This window comes from Sulfitobacter sp. CW3 (genome assembly GCF_019392245.1).
In the GTDB taxonomy this organism is placed as follows: domain Bacteria; phylum Pseudomonadota; class Alphaproteobacteria; order Rhodobacterales; family Rhodobacteraceae; genus Sulfitobacter.
Genome location: NZ_JAHXRL010000005.1, coordinates 14,312 through 28,466, shown reverse-complemented (window position 1 = coordinate 28,466; position 14,155 = coordinate 14,312). Strand labels below are relative to the sequence as shown.

Sequence of the window (14,155 nt, the reverse complement as noted above, 5' to 3'; positions counted from 1 at the left end):
CATTGCACGGTATCAGCCCCCCAGTGCCCGAGTGGCGGAATGGTAGACGCAGGGGATTCAAAATCCCCCGCCGCGAGGCGTGCCGGTTCGAGTCCGGCCTTGGGTACCACCTTGTTTTTGGCAAGGCTTTCCGTGAAAAAATGATGATGATTATCGGTGAAAACTTAATGTTTCACCGGTGTTATCGTCATTTTCGCGCTCGGATTTTTACGCCGCAGGAATGCCGTAAGCGCCAGTTTTTATTTCGTTAATGGCTATCGGTTGGGGTTTTCACGCCGCCATGTGGCCCAGGCTTCTGGCGTGTCCAGATCGCGGCGGGCGTGTTGATCGGGCAGGGGAATAAGCTGCGTGTGATTATGGGCCGCAGCGACAATATCGCGCCCGCCACTGTCGCCCCTAAGGCTGGCAAGCCCTGCAAAATGTTCGGCCGCAAAGATGATGGGATGACCCGGCTTGCCATCCGCCGTGGCACCGCGCCAGATCAAGTTGCCCGACGTCAAATCAACACGCCCCAAACATGTCATTAGATCATCGGTGGTGAGATCCGGCAAATCGGCAAGCAGCATCATTGCGGCGGCAGTATCCGGCGGCAAGGCGGCAACCCCGCGCCTGATCGACGCATTCATCCCTTCGTCCGCATCAGGAACAGGGACCAGCGTTACATCCAGATCGTCAATCACGCCGTAGCGCGGGTGCGGTGCTGGCGGCAGGGTGACAAAAACCGGCCCCGCCGCGGTGCCCAGCGCCATCAACGCCTGACGCCGTAGCAAGGCGATACCGTCAACGATTTCAAGCAGCTTGTCGCGCCCGCGCATGCGCGAAGACTGACCCGCAGCAAGCAGGATAATCGGGATGTTGGTTGTGCTCATGCTCTATCGTTAACGGGATTTGGTGGCGCGGTTAAGCCCTAGCCGCGCATGCGGGCACCATCGACGTCAAACAGCGGTGTGGTGATCAATCGGGCAGGGCACATCTTGCCTAAAATCTCGATCTCGACCATCAGGCCTTCGCGTTTGCTGTTCGTGGGCACGAACCCCAGCGCGATGGATTTCCGCGCGAAATGCGAATAGCCCCCTGATGTGCAAAAGCCTACCACATGACCATCATGCCAGATCGGCTCGTAGCCCTGCACATCCGCGTCAATGCTATCGACCTCAAAGGCGCACAATGTGCGATCCGGCCCTTTATCCCGTTCGGCTTCAGCTGCGGATCGTCCAATGAAATCAACGTCTTTCTTGAAACTGATAAAGCGATCAAGGCCCGTTTCAGCGGCGGTATAATCCGGTGAGAACTCGGACATCCAGCTGCCAAAGAACTTGTCCAGGCGCAGGGACATCATCGCACGCATGCCAAATGGGATCATGTCGAATATTTTGCCCGCTTCCCAAAGGGTATTCCAAAGGCTGCGCTGATCCATTGGGTCGCAGTAAATCTCAAACCCCAAATCGCCTGTATAGCTGACGCGTTGCACCAGACAATTCACCATACCAACGGTCATTTCACGCACATCCATAAATTTGATGTCGCTGACATCCGCGCGGCTGCAGGCCTGCAAAAGCTTGGCCGCGTTCGGCCCCGCGATCTGAAACCCGTTGCGCCTGTCCGATATATTCTCAACCCGGACATCGCCGTTTAGATGCTGGGTAAACCAGCGCATGTGATAGGCCTGCGCGCCATAAGATGCGGTAAGTTGAAAGGTTTCTTCGCCCAGACAGGAGATGGTGAAATCGCCAATCAGCTTGCCATTTTCTGACAGCATCGGTGTCAGCGACATGCGCCCTGATTTCGGGATGCGTCCGGCCATAATCCGGTCCAGCCAAGCCCGCGCATCGGTGCCCGTGATCAGATACTTGCCGAAATTCTGCACCTCGTTGATGCCCACGCTGGCGCGGACGCCTGCAACCTCGCGCGCGGTTGCGCTGAACGCGTCGGAACGGCGGAAAGATGGGGTTTCAAAACGCGGCTCATCCCCTTGGGCAAAGTAATTGGCCACCTCAAGACCGTATTGCTGGCCCCAAACCGCGCCCATGTCGCTGAAAATATCATACATGGGCGTTGTGCGATGCGGCCGCGCGGCGGGCAGTTCTTCGTTCGGATAGGACACCGAGAACCGTTTTTGGTAGTTCTCGATCACCTTGGGCAGGGTATAGCCGGGGCTGATCCAGTCGCCGAACCGCGCCACATCCATTGCCATTACATCGCGTTCCGGTTCGCCCTCGATCATCCATTGCGCCAGCATCAATCCGACACCGCCCCCCTGAGAGAACCCCGCCATCACACCGCACGCCGACCAGTAATTGCGCACGCCCGGCACAGGGCCGACCAACGGGTTGCCGTCGGGGGCAAAGGTAAACGGCCCGTGGATTACGGATTTCACCCCCGCAGTGGCCAGCACGGGGAAACGTTTATACGCAAAATCAATGCTTTGTTCGATCTTGTCAAAATCATCAGGCAGCAGTTCGTGGCCAAAACCCCACGGCGTGCCATCCACGGCCCATGGTCGCGCGGATTGCTCATAAAACCCGATGCACAGCCCACGCCCTTCTTGGCGCAGATAGCTTTCTCCGGCGGGGTCCATCACATGGGGGTGCTCGGCGTCACGCTCGTAAATCTGCGGGATGTCATCGGTCACGATATACTGGTGTTCCATCGGGTGAAGCGGCAGGTAAACGCCCGCCATGGTCCCAACCTCGCGCGCCCAAAGCCCGCCCGCGTTAATCAGATGTTCGGTGTGGATCGTCCCTTTGTCGGTGACCACATCCCATGTGCCATCCGCCCGCTGATTGGTTTCGCGCACCATACAATGGGTCTCGATCGTGGCACCGCCCATGCGCGCCGCCTTGGCATAGGCGTGGGTTGTACCCGACGGGTCAAGATGCCCATCAAGCGGATCATAAAGCCCGCCGATAATGCCATCCAGATTGGTGATCGGCGCGATTTTGGCGATTTCTTCCGGTCCGACGATCTCGGTATCCAGCCCCATGAAACGGTGCTTGGCCCGTTCCGCCAACATCATATCAAAGCGTTCCGGCGTATCCGCAAGGGTCACGCCGCCGACGTGGTGCAACCCGCAAGACATGCCGGTGATTTCTTCCAGCTCTTTGTACAGACGGATCGTATAGCCCTGTAATGCGGCCATATTCGTATCGCCGTTCAGCGTGTGAAACCCGCCCGCCGCGTGCCATGTGCTGCCCGACGTCAGTTCTGACCGCTCTACCAGCATTACGTCTTTCCAGCCAAGCTTGGTCAGGTGATACAGCACGGACGCGCCGACAACGCCGCCCCCAATAACAAGCGCGCGGGTGGTGGTTTTCATTATGGCTCTCCCTTTGGGCGGTTTTACCGGATCGTTGCAAGCGCACATCGGGCAGGCATGTTGCTCAGCGACAGATCATGTCGGGTTTTGACCATGCACGCCCCATCAGCCGGGCAAAGCATCGCTGGACAAGGGATCATGCCGCATTAGATATGGATGCTATGAATATTGACATGCTGAACCCGTCCACCCTGATCCGCAAAGCCGGCTATTTCAGCAGGCAACTATCGGTGCGGGTGGTGATCATGGGGCTGCTTGCTGTGGTTGCTGTGGGGCTGAGTTCGGTGATCGAGCATTGGATCCCCGAGGAACTGGCCACGACGCTAACGGGTGCTGCGGCAGACCGGTTGCTGTCGATCATCGCCAACGCCATGCTGGCGGTCACCACCTTTTCGCTCAGCGTCATGGTGTCAGTCTATCGCAGTACGTCCACCCAATGGACCCCGCGCGTGCACCGATTGATCATTCAGGATCATACCACGCAAAACACACTGGCGGTGTTCATCGGTGCCTATGTCTATGCGTTGATCGCGATTATCATGCGTGAATTGGGCGTGTTCGACGACAAAAGCGCCTTTGTGCTATTCATCACGACCGTCTTGGTTTTGGTGCTGATCGTGTTCTATCTGATCCGCTGGGTGCTGCATTTGCAAAGCTTTGGCAGCCTGATCGACACATCCCGTCAGGTCGAAGCCGAAACCAGCCAGATGTTTCGGGATCGGCTCGCGAACCCCTGCCTTGGGGCCAATCCGCTGGTCGATCCCATCCCTGACAGCGCAGAAGTTATTCGCGCGGCCGAAAGCGGTTATATCCAGCATATCTATCCCGAAGCGCTGGACGAGATCGCGAAAAATCACGGTGTCCACATCTATATGGTGCGCAATATCGGGAGCTTTGTGTTCGTGAACGAACCCTTGGTTCAGATCGACCACGTGGGCGATGCCGTGGATGACGAATATAATGATGAAAGCCTGCGTCAGGGTATCCAAATGACCATTGTCTTGGGCGATGTCCGCACTTTTGACCAAGACCCGCGCTTTGGTTTGATCGTGATGGGGGAGGTCGCCTCGAAAGCGCTGTCGCCAGGGGTGAATGATCCAGGCACGGCGATTGATGTGATCCACCGGATCGGGCGTATTCTGACGGATTACGAGGATGAAGTCGGCCGCGACCGCGACGAAGTCCTAGACAGTATTTTTGTCGAACCGATTGATCCGGGGGATCTGATACAAGACGCATTCGGTGCCTTGGCGCGCGATGGCGTGACCGTGGTCGAAGTGCAACAATGTTTGCAATCTACATTGGCCGGATTGATGCGCCACCCCGATGACGGGTTGCGAAAAGCGGCCCGCGCCGCCGCAGAACGACATCTGTTTCGCGCTTTGTCCGTGATTGATTTTGTCCCCGACCGTGATCAATTGCTAAAAAGCGCCGCCAAAGACGTGCGCGAACACGTTACCGCCGAACTGGACACCGGGCAGAGCGACTAGGCGACCGGCCAGCTCTCCTTGACCCTATCTTGGCAGCTGTCTTGATGACGACGGGTTTTGTCGGTTTTGGGCAACCAAAGCCACGTCGCGCGGTTCACTCTGAATGGAACGGAACAGCAGAGTGGGATTGAGATCATGCGCAGCCACGCATCGGCAGTTGTCATCGGGGGCGGCGTTATCGGCTGCTCGATCCTGTATCACCTGACCAAACTGGGGTGGACTGATGTCGTCTTGCTGGAACGGTCAGAGCTGACATCGGGCAGCACTTGGCATGCCGCTGCGAATATTCACGGGCTGCACGACAACAACAACATCACCCGCATCCAGAACTATACGATGGACCTGTATAATGCGCTTGAGGCCGAAACCGGTCAGTCTTGCGGCGTCTTTCAACCCGGCAGCCTGTATCTGGCCCAGACCGAAGCCCGCGAACATCAACTGCGGTTGCAAGCGGCCAAGGCGAAATACTATGGCCTGAATTTCCACGAAGTCACCCGCGACGAGGCCGAACGCCTGCATCCGCTGGTAAATTTCGATGGTATCCGTTGCATCATGTTCGAAGCGTCAGGCGGCAATGTGGACCCGTCGGGTGTCACCAATGCCTATGCCACGGGCGCGCGGCAAAACGGGGCTGAAATCATCCGCTTTTGCCCCGTCACCGGGACCGAACAACAGCCAGACGGCACTTGGATTGTCCGCACGGAAAAGGGCGATATCGCAACACAATGGATCGTGAACGCCGCAGGGCTGTGGGGCCGCGAAGTGGCGGCGATGGCGGGGCTAACCCTGCCGCTGCAACCAACCGAACACCAGTATTTCGTGACTGAGACGATCCCCGAGATCGCCGGCCTTGATCGCCGTTTGCCATCGGTTGCCGACCGCGACGGCGAATATTACCTGCGCCAAGAAGGCAAAGGCTTGCTGGTCGGGGCCTATGAAAAAGACCTGCGGTTCTGGGCAGAAGATGGCACACCGCAAGGATTTGGCCACGAACTGTTCGCAGATGATCTGGAACGGATCGAACCCAATATGATGCGCGCCATCGACCGCGTACCTGCCGTCGGCACCGCCGGGATCAAACGGGTGATCAACGGGCCGATGATCTGGTCGCCCGATGCCAATGTGCTGTTCGGGCCGGTGCCCGAATTGCGTAACTATTTCTGCTGCAACGGGATCATTCCGGGGTTTTCGCAATCCGGTGGCATGGGCCTGCTGGCGGCAGATTGGATCGTCACGGGCGAATCCCGCTATGATATGTTCGCATGGGATGTGGCGCGGTTTGGCGATTGGGCAGATGCGGCATTCACCAAGGCGCGGGTGGGCGATCAATACGCCAACCGCTTCAAGATCCATTTCCCGAACGAGGAACGCGCTGCGGGCCGTCCGGTACGTACGCGTCCGGTCTACGGGGTGCAAAAACAGCTGGGTGCCGTGTTCGGGCTGAACTACGGCTGGGAACACCCCTTGTGGTTCGCCGACACTCCCGGCACCCAAGACACCGACGGGTTCACGCGCCAAAACTGGTGGGGGCCTGTAGGCGAGGAATGCCGGATGCTGCGCGATAAGGCGGGTATCATCGACATCTCGAATTTTGCAAAATATCGCTGTAGGGGGCCGGATGCGGAAAGCTGGCTGAACAGCGTTTTCGCCAATCGGATGCCAACGGCTGTGGGGCGGTCCTGTCTGACGCCGCTGATCGGGGTGCGCGGCGGTATCGCTGGTGATTTCACCGTGACCCGTTTGGCCGAGGACGAATTCTGGATCATCGGGTCGGGCATGGCCGAACGCTATCATCAGCGGTTCTGTAACGCGGTGCCGCTGCCCCAAGGCACCGTGTTCGAGAGCCGGACCGTCGCGATGTGCGGGTTTAACGTCGCGGGTCCCAAATCGCGCGAGATTCTGCAACGGCTGACGAATGTATCGCTGGCAACAGCAGATTTCCCCTTCATGCGGTCGCAATGGATGGATGTTGAAGGCGTTCGTGTGTTGGCGCTGCGTGTGTCATTCACAGGCGATCTGGGCTGGGAACTGCATTGTGATGCCGCCGATCAACTGGCGCTGTATCAGGCGTTGATCGAGGCCGGGCGAGATGTTGGTGCAGGCCCGGTCGGGTCGCGTGCGCTGATGTCGTTGCGGATCGAAAAGGGCTACGGATCGTGGGGTCGCGAATACAGCCCTGAATATTGGCCCCAAGAGGTTGGTCTGGATCGGTTGTGCAAGTTGGACAAAGAGTTTTTGAACAAACCTGCGCTGCTGGAGGTCCTGCAAAAGCCCGCCCGCGAACGGTTGGTGGTCTTGGCGCTGGATGCTGATGCAACCGATGCGTCACAGGCCGATGCAACGGGTGGGGAGCCGATATTCAAGGATGGTGTGGGGGTCGGGCGTGTGACGTCGGGGGCCTATGGCTATTGCGTTGGGCAATCGCTGGCGCTTGGGTTTGTGAAAAACGTGAAGGCGGGCGAGCGGGTCCATGTGATGGTACTGGGCGTGCCCCATGGCGCGGTCGTGCTGGACCAAGCGCCGTTTGATCCCGCGGGTGCCCGATTGCGCGGTTAGGTTGTCTTTAGCGTGAGGTATTGCGACGGGTAAACCCGTCGCCAGATTGAGGGCAAGCCCATTACAATTAAAGATTGGGGGCCAGCCCCCAAGACCCCCGGGATATTTTTAAGCCAGAGAAGGGGCTTAGAGGGGGCGGATTTTGAATTGGGTGATGCGGTTGCCGTCGCGGGCTGTGACCTCGAAGCGGAAGCCGTGGAACACGAAGACCTGACCGGGGGTCGGGATCATTTGTGCCTCGTGGATCACCAGACCGGCGACTGTGTTGGCCTCGTCATCGGGCAGGTTCCAGTCGGTCGCGCGGTTGATGTCGCGTATCGTCATGGCACCATCGACGAAATACTGGCCGTCTTCGGCTTTGGTCACGCCCATGTCTGCCTCGGCGTCGAATTCATCGGTGATTTCGCCGACGATTTCTTCGAGGATGTCTTCAAGGGTGATAAGCCCCTGCAGGGAGCCATATTCATCCACCACCAAGGCAAAATGGGTGCGGCGGCGCAGGAACTGGCGCATCTGTTCGTCCAGGGTAGAGGTTTCGGGCACGAAGTAAGGCTTCATCGCCACGTCCGCGATGTTGAAATCCTTGAACGGTTCGGCATCGTCTTGAGCGTCGGTGATACGCTTGTACATGGCGCGCAGCAGGTCTTTGGCGTGGATGACGCCCACGATGTTTTCAGGATCATCGCGGTAGACGGGCAGGCGGGTGTGATTGGATTCCAGGCACTGCTCGAGAATCTTTTCCGGTTCGAGGCGCGCATCGATCATTTCGATGCCCGAGCGATGGAGCATGACCTCTTCTACGACGCGTTCACGCAGGTCCAATGCACCCAAAATACGGTCGCGGTCTTCTTTTTCGACGACACCTTCGGAATGGCCAAGTTGCAAGGCACCGGCGATTTCCTCGCGGACGGCAAGGATGTTGCTGTCGGGGTCGATTGTAACGCCAAACAGGCGCAGCATTCCGCGCACCAGAAAGCGGACAGCGCTAACCATCGGGCTAAAGATGAGAACCACAATAGAGATCGGGCGCGATACCAGACCAGCGGCCCGTTCGGCGTTGGTGATCGCATAGGTTTTTGGCAGCACCTCGGCAAAGATCAGAACCAGAAGGGTCATCACCAATGTCGCCAATGCCACCCCGGATTCGCCAAACAACCGCGTGAAAAGCGCCGTCGCGAGCGAGGCTGCAAGAATGTTCACGAGATTGTTGCCCAGCAGGACAGAGCCGATCAGCCGTTCGTTGTCTTCGGTGATCACAAGCGCACGCTGCGCGCCCTTTGAGCCCTTGTCAGCTTGGGCACGCAGCTTGCCGCGCGACGCCGCTGTCAGTGCCGTTTCAGAACCAGAGAAGAACCCCGAGAGGATCAGAAGAAACAGAATGATACCGATGCTGATCCAGAAAGCGCTGTCGAGCATTGCGGGGGCCGTGTCCATTTGCGAATATACCTTTTGCGGTTGATGATACGTTATGGGCGCGCAGGCGGTTTCATTCAAGGGAAGAGCATTGTGAAACATCAAGATTTAGGCGCGTTAGAGGGGCCTGTTTTGCTGTTTGGTGGTCCTTATTCAAACTTTCATGCGTTTGAGGCACTGGCTGGCGCGGCGCAGTGCCTGGGCATTTCTGCGGGCCGGATGATCTGTACCGGTGATGTGGTGGCCTATTGCGGGGATCCCTCGGCCACGAGTGATGCGGTTCGGCAGGCAGGCGTCGCCTTGGTGGCCGGAAATTGCGAGAAACAGCTGGCGGCGAATGCGTTGGATTGTGGCTGCGGGTTTGATACCGGGACCACCTGTGATCTGCTGTCGGCTGGCTGGTACAATGTTGCCAACGCGCAGGTCAGCCAAAGCCAGCGCGAATGGATGGGGAAGCGCCCGATATCATCAGCTTTACCCACGGTGGCCAACGTTTTGGTGTGGTCCATGGGGGTGTCACAGATATTGCGCGGTTCATTTGGCCAACCTCTGGGCCCCATGTTTTCGAGGAAGAATGGGAGGCCGTCGAGGCCGCGATTGGGCCGGTGGACGGGATCATTGCAGGCCATAGCGGGATACCGTTTGCCCGCGACTGCGCCAAGGGGCCGTGGATCAACGCGGGCGTGATCGGGATGCCGCCCCATGACGGCGGACAACAGACGCGGTTTGCAGTGCTTGATCAGGGGCAGGTGACGTTTCACACGCTGGACTATGACGTGGCCGGGGCCGTTCACGCGATGGAGCAGGCGGGCCTGACCCAAGGCTATCACACGGCCTTGCGCAGCGGTTACTGGCCGTCCGAGGATGTATTGCCGCCGGATTTGCGGCGATCGGCCTTGGCCAGCGGGTGATTTTCCAACACCAGTTCGGACAGGCGCGCCTCAAGGACATGGGTGTAAATCTCGGTCGTGGCGACATCGGCATGGCCCAGCATCGTCTGGATCGACCGCAAATCGGCGCCATTGGCCAAAAGATGCGTCGCAAAGGCATGGCGCAAGGTGTGCGGTGTCACCTTGGACGGATCAACACCAGCGGCGACCGAAAATTCCTTGATCATCAGATAAAACCGGTGCCGCGTCAGATAGCCGGACACCCCGCGCGAGGGGAATAAAAACCGCGAGGCAGGTTGCTTTTTCTCGTGGGCGGCAGCGTCGATTTTATCACGCTCGACCAGCCATTCGGCCAATGCCTGACGGGCAGGTGGCGATAGCGGAACCAGCCGTTCCTTGCCACCTTTGCCCATGATCAACAACAAGCGTGGATCGCCACGGGTCGCACTGATCGGCAGGCTGACCAGCTCGCTTACCCGCATGCCAGTGGCGTATAACAGCTCCATCAGGCAGGTGTTGCGCAGCTGATCCTGCACGTTGCGGCCAGAGTTTCGGGCGGCATCTAACAGGCGGTCTACTTCGTCTTCGGTCAACACTTTGGGCAGTCGTTTTTCCTGACCGGGGCCGGTGATCTGGATCGCCGGATTGTCGGTACGCAGCCCTTCCTCGAATGCAAAGCGGTAGATCTGTTTGACTGCCGACAACCTGCGTGCACGGGTCGATTTGGCAAGCCCCTGCGCGTCGCACCACACCAGATAATTTTCGACATCCGTGCGGGTGGCAGTGCTAAAATCAAGGTTTCGGCGGGCTAAAAAACTGTCAAAATCCTTGAGGTCGCGGCCATAGGCCAACAATGTGTTCGTCGCGGCACCCAGTTCGGCGGCTTGGGCCTCGAGAAAGGTGGAAATCCAATGGAATGTCGCGCTCTGCATCAGCTGCGCTCCAGCAGCAGTACTTGCAGCGCCGCGCGCCTTGCGATGTCTTCCAGACCCAAGGCACGCAGGGTCGACAGCGCATCTCGCAAGGCTGCTGTATCGCCGTTTGCACCTTCTTCAAGCAGCGCGATGCTGGCCAGGATCGACATGCCCAGTTTTCCGTTTTGGGCACCCGTGATCAAATTCGCCCGCGGTGATGGCGATGTAAAGGCGCTGGCGATGGCATCGGCCTGACGCATATCCGGGACGGATTTTGGCGCGACACCCATCGCGATGGCGGCCAGAAAGGCACGCTCCGGGGTCGGGTTATCGACCGCGGCGACCGTTTCATAAATCGGCGACAATAGTGAAATCCGGTCACGCAAATTCGCGGCGACACCCTCAAGCGGGATGGCTTGTAACGCGTCTGCAAATATTGCGGCGAAACTTACTTCAAGCTCGGCCTCTTGCATGGCGTGCCACGCGGGGCGCAAGGTTTTGGTAACGGCCTCGGCGCTGCCTGTGCTTAGGGCTGTGTCAAACCGTTGCAGCGCCTCGACGCGGTCCCAGATGCCACCGGATGCGGCGGGTTCACGGTCTGAATATATCCCCAAAAACCGGTTGTCGGGCAGGGCACCGAGACGGGTCAGCCGCTCTGCCGCCTCTAGCTGCGCCTTCCATCCTGCGACATCGCGCAGGTCAACCACGGAAAACGCCGGTGGCAAGGATCGTGTCTGGGGCCGCTCGCCGATGGCTTCGAATAGGCGAAACCCCATGGCGTCCATCACGCGTGGCGTGGGCAGGCGGGCTTCGCCTTCGAACAGGTCAGGGTTCAAAAAACGGTCCAGCAGGGCAAGCCGTTCGGGGGGCAGCAGTTCCAACGCCTGCGCCGACCCAAGGGTCAATGCCGCGGTATCCCAATTGCCCGCCCGCGCCGCGCAAAAAATGCGCACGCTATAGTCGCTGGTCAGGTACGGCTTTTGCGATAACAATCCGCAGGCGCGATCCTCGGTGCCGACCAAAAGGCTGACCTGCATCCACAAGGCAAAATGATCCGGCGATGTGGCAACCCCGGCCTGTTCAATCAACGACAACGCGGGGTCGACGGCACCATTGTCAATCAAGGCTTTCACACGGGCGAGAGCCAGCGCGTCACCCTCGGCTGCGCGGCCTTCGGGGGCCGTCGCTTCGGCCAGCAAAAGCCGGTAGAATAGCGCCCGCGCCGCTGGCAAATGCAGATCGGGCATATGGTCAAGCCGGTCGGTAATCTCGTTGACGGTGCTGCCCGCCCATAAATCCTGCGGCAAACCGGTCACATCGGCTGGCACAAGGCCAATCGCGCGCGGGCTGCCTTCGCCCAAGGCGGTCACGGTCACCGCTGGCGGCAGCGCCGATCGGGACACGGGTGCCTCGGCCGGGGCTAGGGGGCGTTTGGGCGCGCGCGGATCGGTTTTCGGTTGCTCGCCCAGCCAGTCGATCACCGACAAGGGCCCTGTATCGGCTGACGGTGCTTGCGCCATGGTAACGGCGGGCCAGCATAATAGGCAAAACATCAAAATTTGCCGGGTCATTGGTGTCACTGCGCTGGCAATTGCACAGCTTCGCGGACTTCGACCTGATCCGGTGCAAAGTCGGCACCGAAAAACGGCCCAAGGTATGCATAAACTGCAAGGCTTAAGAATCCAAAAAGAATAATAAAAATCAAAAACTTAATAAGTTTGCCCATAAATACCGCCTGCTTTCTTTCGAACATTTTGGACAAGTATATATGGCCTTTTCGCTAAGATCACGTCATTCAAAGACAAATGAATGAATTTGAGCAAACCCCAGCCGATCTGGCCCCAAAACTGCCCCGGTACCACCTGAAAAAATCGGTCGTATTGGTCGGGATGATGGGGGCTGGAAAAACCGCTGTGGGGCGCGCGCTGGCGGTCAAGCTGGGCGTGCCGTTTCTGGACAGCGATCACGAGATCGAGACCGCCGCAAATCTGACGGTGCCCGAAATATTCGAACGTGACGGCGAGCCGTTTTTTCGCAAGCGGGAAGCCGAGGTCATTGCCCGGCTACTGGACGAAGAGCCCGGTATCCTGTCGACCGGCGGGGGCGCGTTTCTGGCGGCGGCCAACCGTGATATTATTTCAGCCAAAGGGGTTTCCGTGTGGCTGGAGGCCGATATCGACCTGATCTGGAACCGTGTGAGACATAGAAATTCGCGGCCCTTGCTGCGCACCAGTAACCCGCGCAAAACTCTGGAAGAACTGTTCCACGTGCGGGTTCCAATCTATAAACTTGCCAATCTTTCAACGACTTCCAAGCCGAACCTGTCGATTGATAAGATGGCGAACCGGGTGATCGAGACATTGTTGTCGCGCCCTGACGTACTTGAGAGAACCGATGCGTAAAACTGTACATGTGGGCCTGCCGGGCCGTGAATATGATATCCAGATCGGGCCGGGCCTTTTGGCCGAGGCGGGCAAATATATTGCGCCGTTTCTGCCGCGCCCGCGGGTTGTGGTGATCAGCGACGAAACGGTTGCCGCGTTGCATCTGGACAGTCTGCGCGCCGGATTGGCCGCAGATGGCATTACGCTAGAATCCCTTAGTCTGCCCCCCGGTGAGGCGACAAAATGCTGGGCGCAACTGACCCATTGCGTGGATTGGTTGCTGGACCAAAAGGTCGAACGCAATGACGTCGTGGTCGCTTTGGGCGGCGGCGTTATTGGCGATCTGGTGGGCTTTGCCGCCGCGATTTTGCGCCGCGGCGTTCGATTTGTGCAAATACCGACATCGCTGCTTGCGCAGGTCGACAGTTCGGTTGGCGGTAAAACCGGGATCAACACGGCGCAGGGCAAGAACCTTATTGGCGCATTTCACCAGCCCACGTTTGTTTTGGCCGATACCGATACGCTTGCCACGCTTGAGCCCCGCGATTTCTTGGCGGGTTATGGCGAGGTCGTGAAATATGGCATGCTGGGCGACGCGGCTTTCTTTGACTGGCTTGAAATTCAAGGTCCGGCACTGGCCGCAGGAAATATGGCCGCGCGGATCGAGGCTGTGCGCCGGTCGGTTCAGATGAAGGCCGACATTGTGATGCGCGACGAGACGGAGCAGGGCGAACGTGCACTGCTGAACCTTGGCCACACATTCGGCCACGCATTAGAAGCCGCAACGCAATATTCGAGCCGCTTGTTGCACGGCGAGGGCGTGGCCATCGGATGCGCCTTGGCATTCGAGCTGTCCGCGCGTCTGGGACTGTGTTCCCAAGAGGACCCAAGCCGGGTGCGGGCACATCTGAAAACGATGGGGATGAAGACCGACCTGCGCGACATCGAGGGCGATTTACCTGATGCCAACGCGCTGTTGGATCTGATGGGCCAGGACAAAAAGGTCGTGCGCGGCGAACTGCGCTTTATTCTTGCGCGCAGCATTGGCGACGCGTTCGTGACCGGGGATGTGCCCCGCGAAACGGTCCGGCAAGTGCTGGCCGATGCGCTGGCCCAACGGTAAGCGGCAGGCGGGTCGTCGGCCTGCGATCAATCTATAATGTTAAAAAAGAAAGCGCCGTCATGACGAGAT

11 protein-coding genes and 1 tRNA gene are annotated in these 14,155 nt (G+C 58.7%); 6 read left to right on the top strand and 6 right to left on the bottom strand.

Annotated elements, in window-relative coordinates; all coding sequences use genetic code 11:
- Positions 1–25: 25 nt before the first annotated feature.
- A tRNA-Leu gene (locus KZZ06_RS12665) sits at positions 26–109 on the top strand.
- A 145-nt stretch (positions 110–254) separates the two neighbouring features.
- Here the strand turns inward: KZZ06_RS12665 and KZZ06_RS12660 are convergent.
- A complete protein-coding gene (locus KZZ06_RS12660; RefSeq protein WP_219580489.1) occupies positions 255–869 on the bottom strand; it encodes an NTP transferase domain-containing protein in 615 nt (204 codons plus the stop codon).
- A 38-nt stretch (positions 870–907) separates the two neighbouring features.
- Positions 908–3,316: an FAD-dependent oxidoreductase gene (locus KZZ06_RS12655; RefSeq protein ID WP_219580488.1), complete on the bottom strand. Its 2,409-nt coding sequence runs from the start codon at positions 3,314–3,316 to the stop codon at positions 908–910.
- Between the two features lie 161 nt (positions 3,317–3,477).
- On the opposite strand from KZZ06_RS12655, the gene KZZ06_RS12650 reads away from it, so the two are divergent.
- Both KZZ06_RS12650 and KZZ06_RS12645 read left to right on the top strand, forming a co-directional pair.
- A complete protein-coding gene (locus KZZ06_RS12650) occupies positions 3,478–4,806 on the top strand; it encodes a DUF2254 domain-containing protein (RefSeq protein WP_219580487.1) in 1,329 nt (442 codons plus the stop codon).
- A 135-nt stretch (positions 4,807–4,941) separates the two neighbouring features.
- On the top strand, positions 4,942–7,362 hold the full coding sequence (locus tag KZZ06_RS12645; RefSeq protein ID WP_219580486.1) for an FAD-dependent oxidoreductase: 2,421 nt from the start codon (positions 4,942–4,944) through the stop codon (positions 7,360–7,362).
- 126 nt (positions 7,363–7,488) lie between these two features.
- On the opposite strand, the gene KZZ06_RS12640 is transcribed toward KZZ06_RS12645, so the two are convergent.
- The gene (locus KZZ06_RS12640) at positions 7,489–8,796 is read right to left on the bottom strand and encodes an HlyC/CorC family transporter (protein ID WP_219580485.1); all 1,308 of its coding nucleotides are present in this window, start codon (positions 8,794–8,796) and stop codon (positions 7,489–7,491) included.
- A 422-nt stretch (positions 8,797–9,218) separates the two neighbouring features.
- On the opposite strand from KZZ06_RS12640, the gene KZZ06_RS22665 reads away from it, so the two are divergent.
- Positions 9,219–9,686 (top strand): metallophosphoesterase, encoded by a 468-nt coding sequence (locus KZZ06_RS22665; RefSeq protein ID WP_306664425.1) that lies wholly within the window; start codon positions 9,219–9,221, stop codon positions 9,684–9,686.
- Here KZZ06_RS22665 and KZZ06_RS12630 read toward each other — a convergent pair.
- From KZZ06_RS12630 to KZZ06_RS12620, 3 genes are read right to left on the bottom strand one after another with little or no spacing between them, the layout of a single operon-like run.
- Complete coding sequence (locus KZZ06_RS12630; protein ID WP_219580484.1) at positions 9,623–10,597, bottom strand: tyrosine recombinase; 975 nt, start codon at positions 10,595–10,597, stop codon at positions 9,623–9,625. The genes KZZ06_RS22665 and KZZ06_RS12630 overlap by 64 nt on opposite strands.
- Positions 10,597–12,150 (bottom strand): hypothetical protein, encoded by a 1,554-nt coding sequence (locus KZZ06_RS12625; protein WP_219580483.1) that lies wholly within the window; start codon positions 12,148–12,150, stop codon positions 10,597–10,599. Before KZZ06_RS12625 ends, KZZ06_RS12630 begins: the two co-directional genes overlap by 1 nt.
- Positions 12,151–12,155: 5 nt before the next feature.
- Positions 12,156–12,341: a hypothetical protein gene (locus KZZ06_RS12620; protein ID WP_219580749.1), complete on the bottom strand. Its 186-nt coding sequence runs from the start codon at positions 12,339–12,341 to the stop codon at positions 12,156–12,158.
- 43 nt (positions 12,342–12,384) lie between these two features.
- On the opposite strand from KZZ06_RS12620, the gene KZZ06_RS12615 reads away from it, so the two are divergent.
- Both KZZ06_RS12615 and aroB read left to right on the top strand, forming a co-directional pair.
- Positions 12,385–12,981: a shikimate kinase gene (locus KZZ06_RS12615; RefSeq protein ID WP_219580482.1), complete on the top strand. Its 597-nt coding sequence runs from the start codon at positions 12,385–12,387 to the stop codon at positions 12,979–12,981.
- Positions 12,974–14,086, top strand: coding sequence for a 3-dehydroquinate synthase (gene aroB / locus KZZ06_RS12610; protein ID WP_219580481.1), 1,113 nt, complete (start codon positions 12,974–12,976; stop codon positions 14,084–14,086). Before KZZ06_RS12615 ends, aroB begins: the two co-directional genes overlap by 8 nt.
- The last annotated feature ends 69 nt before the right edge of the window (positions 14,087–14,155 follow it).

Bases quoted from the DNA above. Each gene is read 5' to 3' on its own strand.
- KZZ06_RS12660 (WP_219580489.1), bottom strand. From the start codon at position 869: ATGAGCACAACCAACATCCCGATTATCCTGCTTGCTGCGGGTCAGTCT.
- KZZ06_RS12645 (WP_219580486.1), top strand. From the start codon at position 4,942: ATGCGCAGCCACGCATCGGCAGTTGTCATCGGGGGCGGCGTTATCGGC.
- KZZ06_RS12640 (WP_219580485.1), bottom strand. From the start codon at position 8,796: ATGGACACGGCCCCCGCAATGCTCGACAGCGCTTTCTGGATCAGCATC.
- KZZ06_RS22665 (WP_306664425.1), top strand. From the start codon at position 9,219: ATGGATGGGGAAGCGCCCGATATCATCAGCTTTACCCACGGTGGCCAA.
- aroB (WP_219580481.1), top strand. From the start codon at position 12,974: ATGCGTAAAACTGTACATGTGGGCCTGCCGGGCCGTGAATATGATATC.
- KZZ06_RS12615 (WP_219580482.1), top strand. From the start codon at position 12,385: ATGAATGAATTTGAGCAAACCCCAGCCGATCTGGCCCCAAAACTGCCC.
- KZZ06_RS12650 (WP_219580487.1), top strand. From the start codon at position 3,478: ATGAATATTGACATGCTGAACCCGTCCACCCTGATCCGCAAAGCCGGC.
- KZZ06_RS12655 (WP_219580488.1), bottom strand. From the start codon at position 3,316: ATGAAAACCACCACCCGCGCGCTTGTTATTGGGGGCGGCGTTGTCGGC.
- KZZ06_RS12630 (WP_219580484.1), bottom strand. From the start codon at position 10,597: ATGCAGAGCGCGACATTCCATTGGATTTCCACCTTTCTCGAGGCCCAA.
- KZZ06_RS12625 (WP_219580483.1), bottom strand. From the start codon at position 12,150: ATGACCCGGCAAATTTTGATGTTTTGCCTATTATGCTGGCCCGCCGTT.